Here is a 16,274-nt window from a genome sequence, read left to right as displayed (position 1 = left end):
ATGACAGCCGCTCAAGGTGCGGCCTGCGAATGTGTGAAAGAGCTTACGCACCGGCGCCGGCGAAAGTTGAGCAATTTCTTAGTGCGAATGGCCTAGAAATGGGCCAAGCTGTGAACGCGCACTCTCCCGATCGTGTAAAACTGCAAAAATGCGAAACTGATGGCGGACAAACTTTTCGTCGGACCCAAGGCGCGCAGGCTGCGCCAGGAGCGGGGTTGGACCCTGGAGACGGCCAGCGGCCTGCTGGGGCTGTCCATCAGCTATCTGTCGCAGATCGAGGCCAATCAGCGGCCCGTGTCGGCGCGGGTGCTGCTGGCCATGATGAAGACCTTCGAGGTCGATGCCGGCGCCCTGGACGCCGACGACGACCAGCGGCTGATCGCCGACCTGCGCGAGGCGACGGCCGGGCTGAACGATCCGTCGGGCGCCCTCTCCTTTCCGGAGATCAAACACGTGGCCTCGACAGCCCCGGCCTTCGCCCACCGGTTCCTGGAGCTGCACCGCGCCTATGCGCGGCTGGAGGACCGCCTGCGCCAGGCGGACGCCGCCGTGGCGGTGGACGAGACCGCCGCCGCCAGTTCGCTCCTGCCCTATGAGGAGGTGCGCGACTTCTTCCACTACAAGAACAACTATCTGCACGAGCTGGACCTCGCGGCCGAAGCCCTGTCGGAGCGAATGGGGCTGGGCGGCGACGCACCGCTGGAGGCCCTGCTCGAATCCCACCTGCGCGGCGCCATGGGCCAGTCCGTTGTGCGCGACGGCGCCGGCGACCTGATGCGCCGCTATGATCCGGAGAGCCGGACGCTGACTCTGGGCGCCACCCAGCCCATGGCCACCCGCGCGTTCCAGATGGCCTTTCACATCGTCTCGGCCGAGCTGGGAGACCTGATCGAGGCCGAGCTCGCCGCCTCGGGCCTGCATGGCGACGCCGCCCGCGACGTCTGCCGGGTCGGCCTGCGCAACTACGCCGCCGGCGCTCTGGTCCTGCCCTATCGCCAGTTCGCGGCGGCGGCGCGGGAGCTGCGCCATGATGTCGAACGGCTGGCCCGGCGGTTCCAATCCAGTCTGGAGCAGGTCTGCCACCGGCTCTCGACCCTGCAGCGGCCCGGCGCCCGCGGCGTGCCCTTCTATTTCGTGCGCCTCGACCACGCCGGCAACATCACCAAGCGCCACAGCGCGACCCGCTTCCAGTTCGCCCGGTTCGGCGGCGCCTGCCCCCTGTGGAACGTCCACGACGCCATCGGCCATCCGGACCGGTTCCTGGTGCAGGTGGCCGAGATGCCGGACGGCGTGCGCTATCTGTGCGTCGCGCGCAGCGTGGTGAAGCGGTCGGGCTCGTTCCTGGAGCCGGACCGGCGCTATGTGCTGGGGTTCGGCTGCGAGCTGCAATACGCCGACGCCCTAGTCTATTCGGAAGGCGTCGATCTGAAGGGCCGCCCCGCGCGGATCGGAATCTCCTGCCGGATCTGCGAGCGGACCGACTGTCCCCAGCGCGCCTTCCCGCCGGTGGACCGGCCAATCTGGGTGCCGGCCGAGGAGCGCAGCGTCGTCCCCTATCGGATCACCGAAGCCCCCGCCTGAGGCCCCGCCGCTCCCCGTTTCGGGTATCTGGCCGAACGCCGGTTTGTGCCAGATTGTCTACAAACCGATTCAGGGGGAGGGTCGGAACAGGATGCAGAAGCAGATCGCTCGTCCGCTCTATCGCCCGGTGATGCGCTGCCTGGTCCGACAGAGTTTTGTCTTTCTGGACACGATGTACGCCATCGTCGGCGCCGATCCGGCCGACGTGCTGCTGATTTCCGGCCTGGGATGGCTGACCGGGGCGGACACCACCTTTCCGCTTCCCGATGAGACCGAGGACCAGGCCGAGCAGATGCTCGCCATCCGCCGGCCAGAGCCGGTCGAGACCCTGGCGGCCCGGGTCGCCCTGAGCGTCGACGAGGCGCGCCGGCGACTGGCCGGCCTTGAGGCTCGCGGTCTTGTGCAGCTGACTCCCGACGGCTGGCTGGCCGCCCCGACCGTGCTGCATGGCCCGGCCATGGAGCGGGTGCGCCGCGAGGTGTTCGTGGGCGTGGCCAGTTTTCTGGACGAGCTCGCCGCGCTGGGCGTGCAGCTGCCCGAGGGCCAGGTCTCGGCCCATGAAACCCGGCGCAGGGTCGCCCGGCTGTCGATGCGGTTCTTCCTGGACGGCGGGCTTCCGGACCTCATGCGCCAGATGGGGTGGAGCGCGCACAAGGCGGTGGCCTTCCTGGGCGTCTGCGACGCCAATTATGACGCGGTCCGCGCCTCGCCCGAGCTGTCGGGGCGGCTGGCCCGGAGCCAGGGGCTGTTGCCCGACGAGATCCGACACCCGGTGACGCGGACCAGCCTGGCCAAGCGTCTGCATTTTCCCCGGGCCATGACCGCCCAGCTCGCGGACGAGCTGTTGGCCGAGGGCTTGCTGGAGGGCCGCGGCCGCGGGGGGCTGATCGCACCCGGGCGCGTCCTGGTCGGCGACGATATCGGCGCGGTGGCGCAGCAGGCCTGGGACGCCACGGTGGTGTTCGTCCAGTCGGTCCATCGGGTCGGCATGCCCATGCCCCGCACCGCCTGGGGGCGACGCTCGGCCGGCGTGCACAATATTTCCGGCTGGCGCTGAGCCGGCGCATCAAGACGAGACCGTGTTTGTCGAAACACGCTAGAACCCGGCCATGGACAAGGCGGATGAACCCCGGCGGCGCACGCGGCTCTCGCCGAGCGATCGACAGGATTCGATCCTGGACCACGCCGCCGCCCTGATCATGGCCCATGGCCTGTCGGGCGTGACCATGGACGGCGTCGCGGCCGCGGCCGATGTCAGCTCCGCCCTGATGTACCATTACTTCCCCAGCCGGACGCGGCTGCTCGAGGCGGTCCTGCGGCGCGAATATGCGGGTCTGCACGCGGCCCAGGCGATCGAGAACGCCCAGGCGAACGATTTCAACGACATGGTCCGGCGCATGACGGCCCTGTCGCTCAAGCAGTCCGAGGAGCGCGGCCTGCTGCTGGAACGGCTGTTCAGCGAGCCCGCCGTGGTCGCCGCCTTCGAGGAGGAGAACGCCAGCGACCGCAAGGCGGCGGTCCGCTTCCTGGCCCGGCGATTGGCGAGGGCCCACGGCGTCACCGAGGCTCAGGCCGAGCCGATCGTGGAGCTGTGCATGGGGATAACCGGCGCGGCCGGCGCCCACATGGTGCGCGCCGGCGTCTCGCGAGAGAGCCTGCAGGACCTGACCGTGAGCATGATCCTGGCGGCCATCGACGCCGGCGTCGCCCAGGCCCGCGGCTAGGCGACCCGGACCAGTTCGAACAGGGCGATCTCGCCGGCCCGCAGGATCGGCAGGGGCAGGCCAAGTTCGGCGATCAGTCGCCCGGAGGTGCGGATCGGCTCGCCGCGGACCAGGGCCGGCGTGGGTCGGCCAGGCCGGGCCGGGCGCGCGTTCAGCAGGGTCACGTCATAGACCGCCGCTGGCTCCAGCCCCGTCAGTCGCAGGGGCGCGAGCCCGCCATGCGGCGGCGTCTCCAGTTGGGCGAAGCTGGCCAGCCCCCCGTCCCGTCCGAGCACCAGTGTCGCGACCGCACCGGGGTCCGGATAGTCCTGCCGCCGGGTGCGGCCGGAATGCAGCAGCGGCCTGAGCCTTTTGTGCAGGACGATGGCCTCGGCCAGGCGGGCGCGATCGGCCTCCGAAAACGCCCGGACATCGGCCTCGATCCCCATATGGCCGACCAGGGCGGTGTAGGCGCGCAGCATCAGACTGGTGCGGCGCGCCGTGGTGTGGCTGGCGGCGGGCCCGACATGGGCGCCCATCACCTCGGGCGGAAAGAAGATCGAGAAGCCGCGCTGGATCGACTGGCGCTCGATGGGGTCATTGCAGTCGGAGGTCCAGACCCGGTCGGTCCGCTTGAGGATCTCGTAGTCGGCGCGCCCGCCGCCCGAGGCGCAGGACTCGATCTCCACGTCAGGATGCATGGCGCGCAGCCGGTCGATAAGCGCATAGACCGCGCGGGTCTGGTTGTGGCTGGCCGGACGCCCCCGGCTGGCCGGGTGGGTCAGGTCGCGGTTCATGTCCCACTTGAGATAGCTGATCGGATAGGCGGCCAGCAGCGCCTCGATCTGGGCGAAGATGTTGTCGGCGACCTCGGGCCGGGTCAGGTCCAGCACGTACTGGCCGCGCCCCACCGGCTGATCGCGCCCCTCGACATGCAGGATCCAGTCCGGATGGGCGCGGATCAGGTCGGAGTCCAGATTGGCCATTTCCGGCTCGACCCACAGGCCGAACTCCAGGCCAAGGCCGCGCACATGGTCGATCAAGGGCGACAGGCCGCCCGGGAACTTCACGGGATCGGTCGTCCAGTCCCCCAGGCTGGTGGTGTCGTCGTTGCGCCCCTTGAACCAGCCGTCGTCGAGGATGAACCGCTCGGCCCCCACCGAGGCCGCGAGATCGGCGAGCGCCTTCAACTGGTCGAGATCGTGGTCGAAATAGACGGCCTCCCAGGTGTTGAAGTGCACCGGACGCGGCTTGGCCTTGAGCCGCCCGCCCAGCACCTGATCGCGGACGAAGGGATGGAAACGGTCGGACAGTCCGTTCAGCCCGGCGGCAGACCGCGCGGCATAGAGGATCGGCGTCTCATAGGTTCCGGCCGGCGGCAGGGTGATTTCGCCGGGCAGGAACAGTTCGCCGGCCTGGACCTGGACCCGGCCGTCGCGCAGCCGTTCGGCCAGCATGCGGGCGTCGCCGCTCCAGGCCAGGTGGACGCCGGTGACCTCGCCCCGGGTCTCGGAGAAGCCCGGCGCGCCGACCGCCATGAACGGCGGCGCATGGTGCGAGGTGCGGCCGGTGCGGTTGTCCTTGGTGACCAGGCCGGTGCGGACCTGTTGCCGGACAGTCTGAAACTCGCGGGCCCAGCGGCCCTCGAAAAACATGAGCTCCGCCTCGGCGAACGGCAGGGCGCAGGGGCTGATCCAGTCGACGGACAAGACGTCCGCGCCGGTGTTGGTGAGCACGGCGCGGAAGGCGGCGACCCCGGTGTCGGGATCGAGCCGGACGATGAGGCGCACCGCCAGCCCGGCGAGCGGATCGGTGAGGTCGATCTCGATCTCATCCTGGGCGGCGACATAGCCGGCCGCGCGCATCTGGGTGACGAAGCCGCCGCCCGCCCGGTGCGCGATCAGGGCCGGATGGCCGGTGAAGCCGACCCCGGCTTCCGGGAACAGGTCCAGGGCCTCGCCCAGGTCGAGCACACCCCCCTGGGGCAGGGTCGTCTCGGCGAGCGCGATGACCGACGCGTCGTCGAGATCCTGGGGCAGGATCGGGCCCCAATAGGCGAGCTTGGGCCGTCCGCCATCCAACCAGATCAGCAGGGTCTGTCCGCCGCCGTCGAGCCTCAGCATCCGCGTCATCCTCCGCCTCAGAAGGACATGCCGCGATGCGGCGGCCGGCTCAAGTCCAGAGCGGCGAGGAGGCCTTCAGAAGACGCGACATCAGGATCATTCGGGCGACCGGACGACCGTCGGTCGCGTCGCGCAGGGTCGATTCGTACCAGACGATCTCGGTCTTGGGCGATTCCGACAGGGCGAGCACCCGGCCGCTCGCCAGATAGTCATGATCGGCGAAGATCGGCCCGCCGAGCATCTGCAGCTCAATGGCCCCGAACATGCCGACAAAGCCCTGGACCTTGGAGAACAGCGGGATCTCCACCGCGCGCAGGGCGTCGATCGCGGTCGCCGGAGGGGCCACCCGCGCCCCGAACTCAGCCGGGTCGTGATAGCGGGCCAGGTCCTCGGTGATCACGGCGAGGCGCCTGGCGCCGGCGGCGCTGTCGACCCGCGCCGCCACATCATCGACGCTGTCGCCCACCCGAACGCCGGCGAGGATGCGCAGGTCCTCGGCCGGACGCAAGGTGAGCAGGCGCTCCCTCAAGGCGGACCAGGCGTCGGGCGGCCCGACCGAGGCCGTGCCCTCGCAGACCTTCTGGCCCTGAGCGTCATCCATCCACACCTTGGCCCGGCCGTCCGGCTGAAGCTGAGCGAAGGCCTGGACCGGCTCGCCGTCGGTGGTGGGGGTGAGAAAGTACAAAGACAGAGACCCGGTGCGGGCCCAGTCCGCACCGAGGGCCGCCTCCAACAAGGGCGGGAACTGTTCGAAGTGGATATTGCCGGCCACCGTGCCGCCCCGGAACCCCAGGCGCTGGGCCGTGGCGTCGTCGTGGATCGAGCCGACGGCGGTCTTGGAGGCATTGGCCGGTCGCCGGACAGGGCCCGCCAGCACCCCTGCCCGGTCCTCCAAGACGAAGGCTTCCACTGGGTTCGACATGCCGTTCTCCCTTGACCCGGGGTCCGCTTCCGGATTATTGCAGACATACTATAATAAGACGGGCGGATGTCCATGGACCTCGATTTCACAGCGGCCGACCACGCGTTTCGCGACGAGGTGCGCGGCCTGATCGCAGCGACCTTCCCGGACCACCCGCCCCGCGAAAAGAACGCCGAGGACGAGGCCGCCTGGCATCGCGCCCTGATCGCCAAGGGCTGGGCGGCCAACAAATGGCCGGTGAAGTTCGGGGGACCGGGCTGGACGGCGACCCAGGCCTTCATCTGGGAGCGCGAGACCACCGCGGCGAACCTGCCGCCCCAGGTCGGCGGCATGGGGATGGGGATGCTTGCGCCCATCCTGTTCGCCTATGGTTCGCCCGAGCAGCAGGCGCGATTCCTGCCCGACATCCTCGCGGACCGAAAGCGCTGGTGTCAGGGCTATTCCGAGCCGGGCGCCGGGTCGGACCTGGCCAGCCTGAGGACCGCCGCCCGCCGGGAGGGCGAGGTCTATGTGGTCGAGGGCGAGAAGGTGTGGACCAGCGGCGCGCACCTGGCCGACTGGATGTTCTGCCTGGTCCGCACCGCGACCGAGCCGAAGAAGCAGGCCGGGATCACCTTCCTGCTGATCGACATGACGACGCCCGGCGTCTCGGTCTCGCCCATCATTTCGATCGATGGTCGCCACGCCTTCAATCGGGTCACCTTTGACGGGGTCCGGGTCCCGGTCGAGAACCGCATTGGCGAGGAGGGCCAGGGATGGACCTACGCCAAGGGCCTGCTGACCCATGAGCGGACCGGCCAGGCCTATGTGTCCCTGTCCCTGAACCTGCTGGCGGGTATTCGCGCGGCGGCGACGGAGAGCGGCCTGATCCGCGAGACGGGCTTCGCCTCCAGGCTGATGACCACCGAGATCGAGCTGCGGGCCCTGGAGATGACCGAACTGCGCACACTGTGGGAGGTCGCGGCGGGCGATGCGCCCGGCGCCCAGTCATCCATGCTGAAGCTGAAGGGCACCGAGCTCGTCCAGAGGCTGACCGAACTCTATGTGGAGGCCGCAGGCCCCTACGCGGCCCCATGGTTCCCGGCGACCGACTGGCCGCAGGCCCCGCAGCCGGTCGGGCCGGCATGGGCCCGGCTGGAAGCGGCGCGCTATCTCGAGGGGCGCGCGGCGAGCATCGCGGGGGGAACGGACGAAATTCAACGCAACATCATGGCCAAGGCCGTCCTGCGGATCTGACACCCGCGCTGGTTGGTCGCAGGCCCTGAGCGCCACCCGGTAAGACGGGCTTAATGGCGGGCGCGCGAGGGTGAAAGTCGCGTCTTGTCAGAGTATTACAGCCATGCTTTCCCCCGACGAACCGGCCCGTCTCGCGGCGCTCCAGGAGCTTCAGATCCTGGACTCCGCGCCGGAGCCCCTGTTCGACCGGCTGACCGAACTGGCGGCCCTGACCTTTGACACCCCCATCTCCCTGATCAGCCTGGTCGACGCTGACCGCCAGTGGTTCAAGGCGGGGGTCGGGATCGACGTGTCGGAGACGCCGCGCGAGGTGTCATTCTGCGCCCACGCGATCGGCGGCTCCGAAGTCATGGTGGTGCCCGACGCCACCCTCGACCCGCGATTCAGCGAGAACCCGCTGGTGACGGGCTTTCCCAATGTCCGCTTCTATGCCGGCGCGCCGCTGATCACGCCCGAGGGCGCCGGGCTGGGCACGCTCTGCGTCCTCGACGACAAGCCCCGCGCCTTCACGCCCGGCCAGGAGGCCAAGCTCAGGTCCTTCGCCGAGAGCGTGATGCAGGCCCTGCTGTTGCGCCGGCAGGCGCGGGAGACGGAACAGCTGAACCGGCTGGCCGCCGAGCGGCTGCGCCTGCTGTCCCTGGCCGAACGGGTCACCGGACTGGGCGCCTGGTCGTGGCGTCGCGGGGACGCCGAGGTCACCTGGTCGGACGAGGTCTATCGCCTGTTCGGCCTTGAGGCCGGCGACAGGTCGCCGCGGCTTGAAGACATGCTTCGCCACTACCGCCCCGACGACGCGGACCGGGTCCGCGCCGCGATCGACCGCGCGCTCAACGCTGGCGAGGAATATCGGCTGGAGGCCGAGATCACCCTGGCCGACGGCCGCCGCCGCAACACGGTCACCCACGGGGTCGCCCAGCGCGACGAGACCGGCGAAGTGATCGGGCTCTATGGGGCGATCCAGGACATCACGGCCATGCGCCTGGCGACCGGGCCGTGCGCGCCACAGAGGCCCGGGCCCGGGCGCTGTCGGAGAATTCCACCGACCTCATCGTCCGCGCCTCGCCGGACGGGGTGATCCAGGAAGTGTCTCCGGCGATCCGGCGCTACGGGCTGGAGCCGGACGACCTGATCGGGCGGGAGGCGGTGAGCCTCGCCCACCCCGACGACCGCGCCAAGGCGCTGGCCGCCCAGGCCGACAATCGGTCCGGACGACCGCCCGACACCCGCCTCAGCCGCGAGTTCCGCTTGCGCTGCGCCGACGGATCCGAAGCCTGGTTCCAGGGCAATCCGACGCCGATCTGCGACGCCCAGGGCCAGCTGATCGAAGTGATCAGCATCCTGCGCGACATCACGCCCCTGAAGACCAGCGAGTTCGCCCTGGCCTCCAGCGAGCGCCGCTACCGGCTGCTGGCGGAAAACGCCACGGACATCATCGCCTGCTATACGCCGACCCGGGAGGTCACCTTCCTCTCCCCCGCGGTCGAGGCCCTGCTGGGCTATCGGCCCGAGGAGCTGCTGGGCCGGCCGGCGACCATCATCATCCACGAGGACGACATTGCCGGCGTGCTGGAGCGGTTCGCCGACTATGTGGCGGCTGGACCCGACGCCCCCGCCATCCGCTTCGAATATCGAGGCCGGCGCAAGGACGGGTCGCTGACCTGGCTGGAAGCCCACCCCAAGGCGATCCGCGATCCGGCCACCGGCGAGATCGTCGAGTTCCAGGATACGGTCCGCGACATCAGCGCCCGCAAGGCGCTGGAGACCGAGCTGGCCGAGACCCGCGACGCGGCGCTGAAGGCGACCGCCGTGAAGTCCCAGTTCCTGGCCAATATGAGCCACGAGATCCGGACGCCGCTGACGGCCATTCTGGGCTACGCCAACCTCCTGCAGGCGCGGAGCGGACTGGACGACCTGACCCGCGCCCAGACGGGCCGCATCGCGGCCGCGGGCGAGGCCCTGCTCTCGATCGTCAACGACGTGCTGGACTTCTCCAAGCTGGAGGCGGGGCAGTTCGAGATCGCGCCCCGTCCCTCCCCCGTCGCCGCCTGTCTCACTGAAGCCATGGCCCTGTTCTCGCCCCAGGCCCAGGCCAAGGGGATCGAGCTCCAGCTGGCGCTCGACGGCGACCTGCCGGCCTGGGTGTCGCTGGATCCCGACCGCCTGCGGCAGATCCTGCTGAACCTGATCGGCAATGCCGTGAAGTTCACTGACAAGGGCTCGGTCCGGCTGGTCGCCCGCCATGACGCCGGTCGCGAGCAGCTCACCGTGGCCGTGGAAGACACCGGCCCCGGCCTGACCCCCGAACAGCAGCAGGGCCTGTTCCAGAGGTTCTCGCAGGTGGATTCCTCGACCACGCGGCGACATGGCGGCACGGGCCTGGGCCTGGCGATCTGCAAGGCCCTGGCCGAGGCCATGGGCGGCGGGATCGGGGTGCGCAGCGCGCCGGGCCAGGGCGCGGTGTTCGAATTCAGTATCGCGGCGCCCGTCGCCGCCGCGCCTGCGGTTCCGGCCCAGGCCGACGCCCCGCCCTCGCTCGACGGCATCCGGCTGCTGGTCGTGGACGACAATGAGGTCAACCGCCACCTGACCCGCGCCGTGCTGGAACCCTTCGGCGTACTGGTCAGCGAGGCGAGCGACGGACAGGCCGGGGTCAAGCTCGCGCTAGACGCCCCAGTCGACCTGATCCTGATGGACATCCGCATGCCCGGCCTGAGCGGACCCGAGGCCCTGACCGCCATCCGCGCCCATACGGGCCCGAACCAGACCGTCCCGATCCTGGCCTTCACGGCCGACGCCGATCTCGGGTGGCTGGACGCGGCGGGCGCCTTTCAGGGCGTGGTCCGCAAGCCGATCGAGCCGATGCACCTCGCCCAGGCGATCTACGACGCCGCCTATCCGGTCGCCGCCTAGAGGGCCTGGGCGCCCCGCAGCAGCTGGCCGGGGGTCTCGCCGGTCCACTGGCCGTTCTCGAAGGTCACCGCGCCCGACTTCACCGTCCAGCGATAGCCGCGCGCCGTCTGCAGCAGGCGGGTGCCGCCCGCCGGCAGGTCCTGGACGATCTGCGGCGGGCTGAGCTGTAAGTCATCGAGCGAAATCACATTCAGATCCGCCAGATAGCCGGGCTTGATAACCCCGCGATCGTCCCAGCCGACATGAGCGGCGTTCCGCTGGGTGTAGCCATGGACAAGGGTCTCCAGCGGGGTCTTGAAGCCGGACTTGGAGCCCTTGGACCAGAGGCCGATAGTCGTGGTCGGGAAGCTGCCGTCGCAGATGGTGCCGCAATGGGCGCCGCCGTCGGACAGGCCATAGAGGGTGTGGGCGCCGCTCATCATGCCGTAGACGTCGTCGAGATTGCCCCGGGCGTAGTTGATCAGCGGCATGTAGATCAGCCGGCGACCGCCCTCCTCCAGCAGCACGTCATAGACATAGTCGGCGGGGTCGCGGCCGGCGCGGGCGGCCTCGGCGCCGAGGGAGGCGCTCTCCACCGGCTCATAGTCCACCGGATCGCTCATCCGGAACATGCGGTTGAAGCCGTGGACGATCACCGCCGCCATGCCGGGCGGATGGATGTGGGCGTGCTCGGCCAGGATCTTGGCCTTGATCTCGGGATCGGCCAGGCGGGCGAGCCGCTGCTCGGTGGTCGAGTCCCGCGCCACGTCGCGATAGGTGGGCGCGATGAAGAAGGGATTGGTGGTCGAGGCGAAGGTCAGGATCACCCCGATCGGGCGCGGCGCGACCTGGGCGCGGACGTCCAGCCCTTCGGCGGTCATGGCCTCGATCTCGCCGAAGATGTGCCGCCAGCGGTCGGGGGCGTCGTCGGTCTGCTGGACCGTGAAGGACAGCTTGCGCCCGGTGGAGCGCGCCACCTGGCGGATCAGGTCGAGCTCGGCCTGGGCGAAGTCGTCATCGGCGGTGAGATAGGCGTCGGAGATCAGCTGGACCACACCCTTCCCCGCCCGCTTCAGGGCGGAGGTCACGCCCAGAAGCTCGGCCGCCGAGGCCGTCAACGTGCCGATATTGGCCCCGTCGCGGCTGCGGTGGACATAGGTGCGCGAGGTCGAGAAGCCCAGCGCACCCGCCTCCAGGGCCTCGAAGGTCAGCTGCTCCATGCGCTCGATCTCGCCCTGGCTGGGGACCGCCGTGTGGTCGCCGCCGGCGTCGCCCATGACGAAGGCGCGCAGGGCCGCGTGCGGCACGTGGGCCCCGATGTCCATGGTGTAGCGGCGCTTGGCGAGGGCGTTCAGATAGTCGGGGAAGCTCTCCCAGTCCCAGGTCAGGCCCTCGGCCAGGGCCGTGCCGGGGATGTCCTCGACGCCTTCCAGCAGATTGATCAGCCAGTCGTGCTTCTCCACCCGGGCCGGGGCGAAGCCGACGCCGCAATTGCCCATGGCGGTGGAGGTCACCCCGTTGATCGAGGACGGCGCCAGCACGCTGTCCCAGGAGACCTGGCCGTCATAGTGGGTGTGGATGTCGACGAAGCCCGGGGTGACGATGGCGCCCTCGGCGTCGAGGGTCCGCTTGGCGGGGCCCGAGACCTCGCCAACCTCGACGATGACCCCGTCTCGCACCGCCACGTCGCCGCGGAACCGGTCCCGGCCCGTGCCGTCGACGATCACGCCGTTCTTGAGGATCAGGTCATGCATGGCTGGTGTTCCGTTCAGGCCAGGGCCGCGATCAGGCGCAGGCGCTCGATGATGCGGGCGGGTTGAGAAGGGGCGTCAGGGGTTTCGAACATGGCCGCGGCGACGATGCGGCGCAGCGGGCCGTCGATCTCGACCGGCACGGCGACGCCAAGCACGCCGGGGTTCACATGGCCCTTGTCGAGCGCGGCGCCGGCCTCGCGGGCGGCGGCCACCTCGGCCAGCCAGTCGGCATAGGCCGGCGGATGGGTCCAGGGGACGGCGGCGAAGAGGCGTAGCCGCTCCGCGTCGGACATCTCCATCCGGCCCGCGACCAGGCGGCCCATGGCCCCCAGGAACATCGGCAATCTGCGGCCGACGGTGAAGGCGATCCGCATCACGGCGGAAGATTCGGCGACCGCAGTCAGCTCGACCTCCTCGCCGACCACCGTCCAGAGGGCCACGGTCGCGCCGAGCTCATGGGCGGTGGCGTCCATCAGCCGGGTCAGGCGGCGGCCCGGATCGTCCCGGTCGGCCACCGGCGCGGCGAGATCGGCCAGCCCCCGGGCCAGGGCGTAGCGCTTGCTGGCCCGGTCGAAGCCGACCAGGCCTTCGAACTCCAGGGTCCGCAGGATGTTGAGCGCGGTCGAGCTGTTCAGGCCCAGCGCGCGGGTGATGTCCGACAGCCGAAGGGGCTCGGCCGAGCCGCCCAGGCAACGCAGGATCGAGACCGCCGCCGTCACGGCGCCGACCGGCTTGGCCGGCGGCTCGGGCCGCAGGACATGCAGGCTGGCGGTGGGCATCAGGCGGGCAGGCCCAGCAGTTGGGCCGTCTCGGCGCTGGTCGCCACGGGACGCCCGCAGGCCTTGGCGATGGCGACCACCTCCTCGACCAACTCCGCGTTCGAGGGCGTGCGCGGGCCGGCATAGTCCTCCAGACCCACCCGCACATGGCCGCCGCGCTCGATGGCCAGACGGGTCAGGCCGGTCTCGGTGACGCAGCCGCCCAGGATGGTGACGGCCCATGGCAGGTCGCAGCCCTCCATCATCTCCAGATAGGCCTCGAGCGCCTTCTCGGTCGGCGGCAGGCCGAAGGTGACGTCGCTCTTCTGGCCATCGAGCATGTTGTAGGCGCCGCCGAAATAGAACTTCACGAAGGCCCCGGCCGGCAGCTTGCCGGCCCGGTGATAGGCGAGCGTGGCGCGGAGGAAGCCCGGTTCGTAGACGGCGATCGAGGGGCCCAGCCGCTCGGCGGCGAGCAGATCGGTCAGCCAGGCGATGTCCTTGTAGCTGGTCTGGTAGACGAAGGAGGTCTTGCCCGGCAGGCCGTCCTCGCCATGGGTCGCCAGATTGACCGAGCCGGGATCCAGGGCGCCCATGCGCATGCCGCGGCGGGCCAGGGTGCGGTAGTGGCCGAAACGGTCCTCGGGGCTCTTTCCGCCGGCGACGGTGGCGTAGAGAATGGCGTCGGGCCGGGCCTCCAGCACCGGCGCCCAGCCGGCCCAATAGGCCTCGCTGGCGACGTCGCCGGTCTCGCCATAGCCGTCGATATGGCTGTGCACCACGCCGGCGCCGGCCTCGAGGCAGGCCAAGGCATCGGCGGCGATCTCGGCCGGCGTCTTGGGGGTATGCGGCTGTCGCGACTTGGGGGTTCCCCCGTTGAGCGCCGCCTCGATCATCAGCGGGATCATTCGGCGGCCATGGCCTGCGGCGCGGGCTGGAAGCCGCGGATCAGCTGGCCCGGCAGGGCGCCGGTGGGCTGGCCCTCGCGGTAGATCACCTGGCCGGACTTGATGGTCGCCACATAGCCGTCGGCCTCCTGCATCAGGCGCGCGCGCCGGTGGGCAGGTCATAGACCATGTAGGGCGGCTTCAGCTGCAGGCGGTCGAAGTCGATGATGTTGATGTCGGCGAGATAGCCGGGCTTCAGCACGCCACGATCCTGCAGGCCGACGGCCTGGGCGGTGTCCAACGTCTGGCTGCGGATCACTTCGGCCAGGCCGAACTTGGGCCCCCGCGTCCGGTCGCGGCACCAGTGGGTCAGCATATAGGTCGGCAGGCTGACGTCGCAGATCGCCCCCACATGGGCCCCACCGTCGGACAGGCCCGACAGGGTGTTGGGGTTGGCCAGCATGGTGCGCACGTTGTCGAGGCTGCCCTCGACATAGTTGTGCATGGGGAAATAGAGGAAGGCCTTGCCCTCGTCGGCCAGCAGGGCGTCATAGACCAGCTCGTCGGGGTTCACGCCCAGCGCCTTGGCGCGGCGGCCAAGGCTCTCGCTGGGATCGGGCTCATAGTTCGGCGGGTCGCCCAGCTCGAACATCTTGTGATAGGCGCCGGCGAGCGAATTGATGAAGGGGTGGTCCTTCAACGGCGCCTCGGCGATCAGCCGGGCGCGGAAGTCCGGATCCTTCATGGCCGCGACCTTGTCGGCCAAGGGCAGGTCCTTGATCGCCTGATAGGACGGGCGCGAGATGAAGGGATGGGCGGAGCCCTGCAGGCCCAGCATCAGGCCCACCGGTCGGCCGGCGACCTGGGCCTTCATGGGCAGGCCGTCATTGGCGGCCTGGTCCAGGCGCTCCAACAGCTGTCGCCATTGGTCGGGGATGACGTCGGCCTGGACCATCGAGAAGCTGAGCGGCTGGCCGGAGACGACCATCATCTCGCGCAGCAGTGCAAATTCCTCGTCTATCTGGCGGAAATCGCTGACGATCTGCAGGACGCCGGAGCCGGCGTCGGCCAAGCCCTGGGCGATCGCGAGCATCTCGTCGCGGGCCGCGCCGATGGTGGGGGTGAGGTCGCCGTCGGCGGTGCGGTGGACCATGGTGCGGGTGGTGGAGAAGCCCAGCGCCCCGGCCTGGATCGCCTCGGCGGTCAGGCGGCGCATGGCCGCGTTCTCTTCCGGGGTGGCGGGATCGCGGTTGGCGCCGCGCTCGCCCATCACATAGACGCGCAGCGCCCCGTGCGGGACCTGGACGGCGACGTCGATGTCGTGGGGCAGCCGCTCGACGGCGTCCATATATTCGCCGAAGCTCTCCCAGGCCCAGGACAGGCCCTCGTGCAGGGCGGCGCCGGGAATGTCCTCCACGCCTTCCATCAGCCGGATCAGGGTGTCGTGGTCCTGGGGCCGGACCGGGGCGAAGCCGACGCCGCAATTGCCGGCCACCACCGTCGTCGCGCCCAGCGTCGAGGACGGCGTCATCCGCGAGTCCCAGGTGATCTGGCCGTCATAGTGGGTGTGGATGTCGACCCAGCCGGGCGTGACCATCTTGCCGGCCGCGTCGATTTCCTGGTCGCCCTTCAGCGCCAGGGCGGGGCCGACGGCGACGACGCGCCCGTCCTGGACGGCGACATCGGCGGTGACCGGGTCGGCGCCCGTCCCGTCGAACACCAGCCCGCCGCGAATGACCAGATCGACCATGGCCCGTCTCCAACCCTGAAGTGTTTTCTAATTTGATCGGAGGATGGCGCCGGCGGGCGGGTCGGCCAAATGGAATTCGCGGGAGAGAGGATAATTCTCTATGGAGAAAAACACGCTCAACGCGTGCTCAACCGACGGCGGCGGGACTCAGATATGGTGAGACGTCCATGCTCCGCGCCCTCGCCCTCGCCACGGCCCTCCTCCTCGCCTCGTCCGCCCAGGCCCAGCCCGGCCGCGCGCATCTGCCGGCCGTGGGCGGGGTGGCGTTCGGCGCGACCTACGCCAGCGCGCAGGAAACCCTGGGATCCGGCTTCAAGGTCGGCGCCGGCGCGGACGGCGCGCGCACCTTGGTCGGCCGCGGGGCCTTCATCGGTTCGAACTTCAACCTCGTCTATGTGTTCTCAAAGGCCGGAAAGCTGAGCGAGATCCGTGCGGAGGCGGTGATGCGCAGCGAGGAGCTGGGCGCCTGTCACGAGCGGTGGGAGCAGGCGCTCGGCGGCCTGATCGCCCAGGTCGGACGACCGGACCGCCACGAGGAGAGCCAGGGCACGCGCACCCAGTTCGCCACCGCCAGCTTCGACTTCGCGGACGGGGGCCAGATCGATGCGCTGCTGGCCGGCTGCTATCTGCGCCTGACCTTCGACCGGGCTCCCGTCCGCCTGAGCTGATCC

General features: G+C 69.9%; 14 protein-coding genes. 7 read left to right on the top strand and 7 right to left on the bottom strand.

The window, feature by feature from the left end; translation table 11 throughout:
- Positions 1-159 precede the first annotated feature (159 nt).
- From MQH10_RS06185 to MQH10_RS06175, 3 genes are all read left to right on the top strand, one after another.
- The gene (locus tag MQH10_RS06185) at positions 160-1,581 is read left to right on the top strand and encodes a helix-turn-helix domain-containing protein (RefSeq protein WP_242563194.1); all 1,422 of its coding nucleotides are present in this window, start codon (positions 160-162) and stop codon (positions 1,579-1,581) included.
- A 91-nt stretch (positions 1,582-1,672) separates the two neighbouring features.
- Positions 1,673-2,638: a hypothetical protein gene (locus MQH10_RS06180; RefSeq protein ID WP_242563193.1), complete on the top strand. Its 966-nt coding sequence runs from the start codon at positions 1,673-1,675 to the stop codon at positions 2,636-2,638.
- Positions 2,639-2,690: 52 nt separating this feature from the next.
- Complete coding sequence (locus tag MQH10_RS06175) at positions 2,691-3,305, top strand: TetR/AcrR family transcriptional regulator (RefSeq protein ID WP_242563192.1); 615 nt, start codon at positions 2,691-2,693, stop codon at positions 3,303-3,305.
- On the opposite strand, the gene MQH10_RS06170 is transcribed toward MQH10_RS06175, so the two are convergent.
- Together MQH10_RS06170 and MQH10_RS06165 are read right to left on the bottom strand one after the other, a co-directional pair.
- Positions 3,302-5,407 (bottom strand): alpha-galactosidase, encoded by a 2,106-nt coding sequence (locus MQH10_RS06170; protein ID WP_242563191.1) that lies wholly within the window; start codon positions 5,405-5,407, stop codon positions 3,302-3,304. The two genes, MQH10_RS06175 and MQH10_RS06170, sit on opposite strands and share 4 nt — an antisense overlap.
- Before the next feature lie 49 nt (positions 5,408-5,456).
- Complete coding sequence (locus MQH10_RS06165; protein WP_242563190.1) at positions 5,457-6,329, bottom strand: hypothetical protein; 873 nt, start codon at positions 6,327-6,329, stop codon at positions 5,457-5,459.
- Positions 6,330-6,395: 66 nt separating this feature from the next.
- Between MQH10_RS06165 and MQH10_RS06160 the strand changes: the two genes are divergently transcribed.
- The 3 genes from MQH10_RS06160 to MQH10_RS06150 all read left to right on the top strand — a co-directional run bounded on the left by MQH10_RS06160 (position 6,396) and on the right by MQH10_RS06150 (position 10,475).
- Complete coding sequence (locus tag MQH10_RS06160; RefSeq protein WP_242563189.1) at positions 6,396-7,565, top strand: acyl-CoA dehydrogenase family protein; 1,170 nt, start codon at positions 6,396-6,398, stop codon at positions 7,563-7,565.
- A 103-nt stretch (positions 7,566-7,668) separates the two neighbouring features.
- Positions 7,669-8,640 carry a GAF domain-containing protein gene (locus MQH10_RS06155; RefSeq protein WP_242563188.1) on the top strand — a complete coding sequence of 324 codons (972 nt, stop codon included), beginning with the start codon at positions 7,669-7,671 and terminating at the stop codon, positions 8,638-8,640.
- Positions 8,559-10,475 (top strand): PAS domain S-box protein, encoded by a 1,917-nt coding sequence (locus tag MQH10_RS06150; protein WP_242563187.1) that lies wholly within the window; start codon positions 8,559-8,561, stop codon positions 10,473-10,475. The genes MQH10_RS06155 and MQH10_RS06150 overlap by 82 nt, the downstream gene beginning before the upstream one ends.
- Here MQH10_RS06150 and MQH10_RS06145 read toward each other — a convergent pair.
- Genes MQH10_RS06145 through MQH10_RS06125 form a run of 5 tightly spaced genes read right to left on the bottom strand, consistent with a single transcriptional unit; the run spans position 10,472 to position 15,603 of the window.
- A complete protein-coding gene (locus tag MQH10_RS06145) occupies positions 10,472-12,208 on the bottom strand; it encodes an N-acyl-D-amino-acid deacylase family protein (protein WP_242563186.1) in 1,737 nt (578 codons plus the stop codon). The genes MQH10_RS06150 and MQH10_RS06145 overlap by 4 nt on opposite strands.
- Before the next feature lie 14 nt (positions 12,209-12,222).
- Complete coding sequence (locus tag MQH10_RS06140) at positions 12,223-12,987, bottom strand: IclR family transcriptional regulator (RefSeq protein ID WP_242563185.1); 765 nt, start codon at positions 12,985-12,987, stop codon at positions 12,223-12,225.
- Positions 12,987-13,874: a beta-keto acid cleavage family enzyme gene (locus MQH10_RS06135; RefSeq protein WP_242563184.1), complete on the bottom strand. Its 888-nt coding sequence runs from the start codon at positions 13,872-13,874 to the stop codon at positions 12,987-12,989. The genes MQH10_RS06140 and MQH10_RS06135 overlap by 1 nt, the downstream gene beginning before the upstream one ends.
- Positions 13,871-14,008: a hypothetical protein gene (locus MQH10_RS06130; protein ID WP_242563183.1), complete on the bottom strand. Its 138-nt coding sequence runs from the start codon at positions 14,006-14,008 to the stop codon at positions 13,871-13,873. The genes MQH10_RS06135 and MQH10_RS06130 overlap by 4 nt, the downstream gene beginning before the upstream one ends.
- Positions 14,008-15,603 (bottom strand): N-acyl-D-amino-acid deacylase family protein, encoded by a 1,596-nt coding sequence (locus MQH10_RS06125; protein WP_242563182.1) that lies wholly within the window; start codon positions 15,601-15,603, stop codon positions 14,008-14,010. The genes MQH10_RS06130 and MQH10_RS06125 overlap by 1 nt, the downstream gene beginning before the upstream one ends.
- Before the next feature lie 167 nt (positions 15,604-15,770).
- Between MQH10_RS06125 and MQH10_RS06120 the strand changes: the two genes are divergently transcribed.
- Positions 15,771-16,271 (top strand): hypothetical protein, encoded by a 501-nt coding sequence (locus MQH10_RS06120; protein ID WP_242563181.1) that lies wholly within the window; start codon positions 15,771-15,773, stop codon positions 16,269-16,271.
- Positions 16,272-16,274 lie beyond the last annotated feature (3 nt).

Origin of the sequence: Phenylobacterium aquaticum (genome assembly GCF_022695515.1) — a bacterium.
In the GTDB taxonomy this organism is placed as follows: domain Bacteria; phylum Pseudomonadota; class Alphaproteobacteria; order Caulobacterales; family Caulobacteraceae; genus Phenylobacterium; species Phenylobacterium aquaticum.
The sequence above is the reverse complement of the archived record's forward strand: the minus strand, read 5'-3'. Positions and strand labels throughout refer to the sequence as shown.

What these genes read in the sequence shown, in the direction of transcription:
- MQH10_RS06185 (WP_242563194.1), top strand. Translation starts at nt 160, where the DNA reads ATGGCGGACAAACTTTTCGTCGGACCCAAGGCGCGCAGGCTGCGCCAG.
- MQH10_RS06180 (WP_242563193.1), top strand. Translation starts at nt 1,673, where the DNA reads ATGCAGAAGCAGATCGCTCGTCCGCTCTATCGCCCGGTGATGCGCTGC.
- MQH10_RS06175 (WP_242563192.1), top strand. Translation starts at nt 2,691, where the DNA reads ATGGACAAGGCGGATGAACCCCGGCGGCGCACGCGGCTCTCGCCGAGC.
- MQH10_RS06170 (WP_242563191.1), bottom strand. Translation starts at nt 5,407, where the DNA reads ATGCTGAGGCTCGACGGCGGCGGACAGACCCTGCTGATCTGGTTGGAT.
- MQH10_RS06165 (WP_242563190.1), bottom strand. Translation starts at nt 6,329, where the DNA reads ATGTCGAACCCAGTGGAAGCCTTCGTCTTGGAGGACCGGGCAGGGGTG.
- MQH10_RS06160 (WP_242563189.1), top strand. Translation starts at nt 6,396, where the DNA reads ATGTCCATGGACCTCGATTTCACAGCGGCCGACCACGCGTTTCGCGAC.
- MQH10_RS06155 (WP_242563188.1), top strand. Translation starts at nt 7,669, where the DNA reads ATGCTTTCCCCCGACGAACCGGCCCGTCTCGCGGCGCTCCAGGAGCTT.
- MQH10_RS06145 (WP_242563186.1), bottom strand. Translation starts at nt 12,208, where the DNA reads ATGCATGACCTGATCCTCAAGAACGGCGTGATCGTCGACGGCACGGGC.
- MQH10_RS06140 (WP_242563185.1), bottom strand. Translation starts at nt 12,987, where the DNA reads ATGCCCACCGCCAGCCTGCATGTCCTGCGGCCCGAGCCGCCGGCCAAG.
- MQH10_RS06135 (WP_242563184.1), bottom strand. Translation starts at nt 13,874, where the DNA reads ATGATCCCGCTGATGATCGAGGCGGCGCTCAACGGGGGAACCCCCAAG.
- MQH10_RS06130 (WP_242563183.1), bottom strand. Translation starts at nt 14,008, where the DNA reads ATGCAGGAGGCCGACGGCTATGTGGCGACCATCAAGTCCGGCCAGGTG.
- MQH10_RS06125 (WP_242563182.1), bottom strand. Translation starts at nt 15,603, where the DNA reads ATGGTCGATCTGGTCATTCGCGGCGGGCTGGTGTTCGACGGGACGGGC.
- MQH10_RS06120 (WP_242563181.1), top strand. Translation starts at nt 15,771, where the DNA reads ATGCTCCGCGCCCTCGCCCTCGCCACGGCCCTCCTCCTCGCCTCGTCC.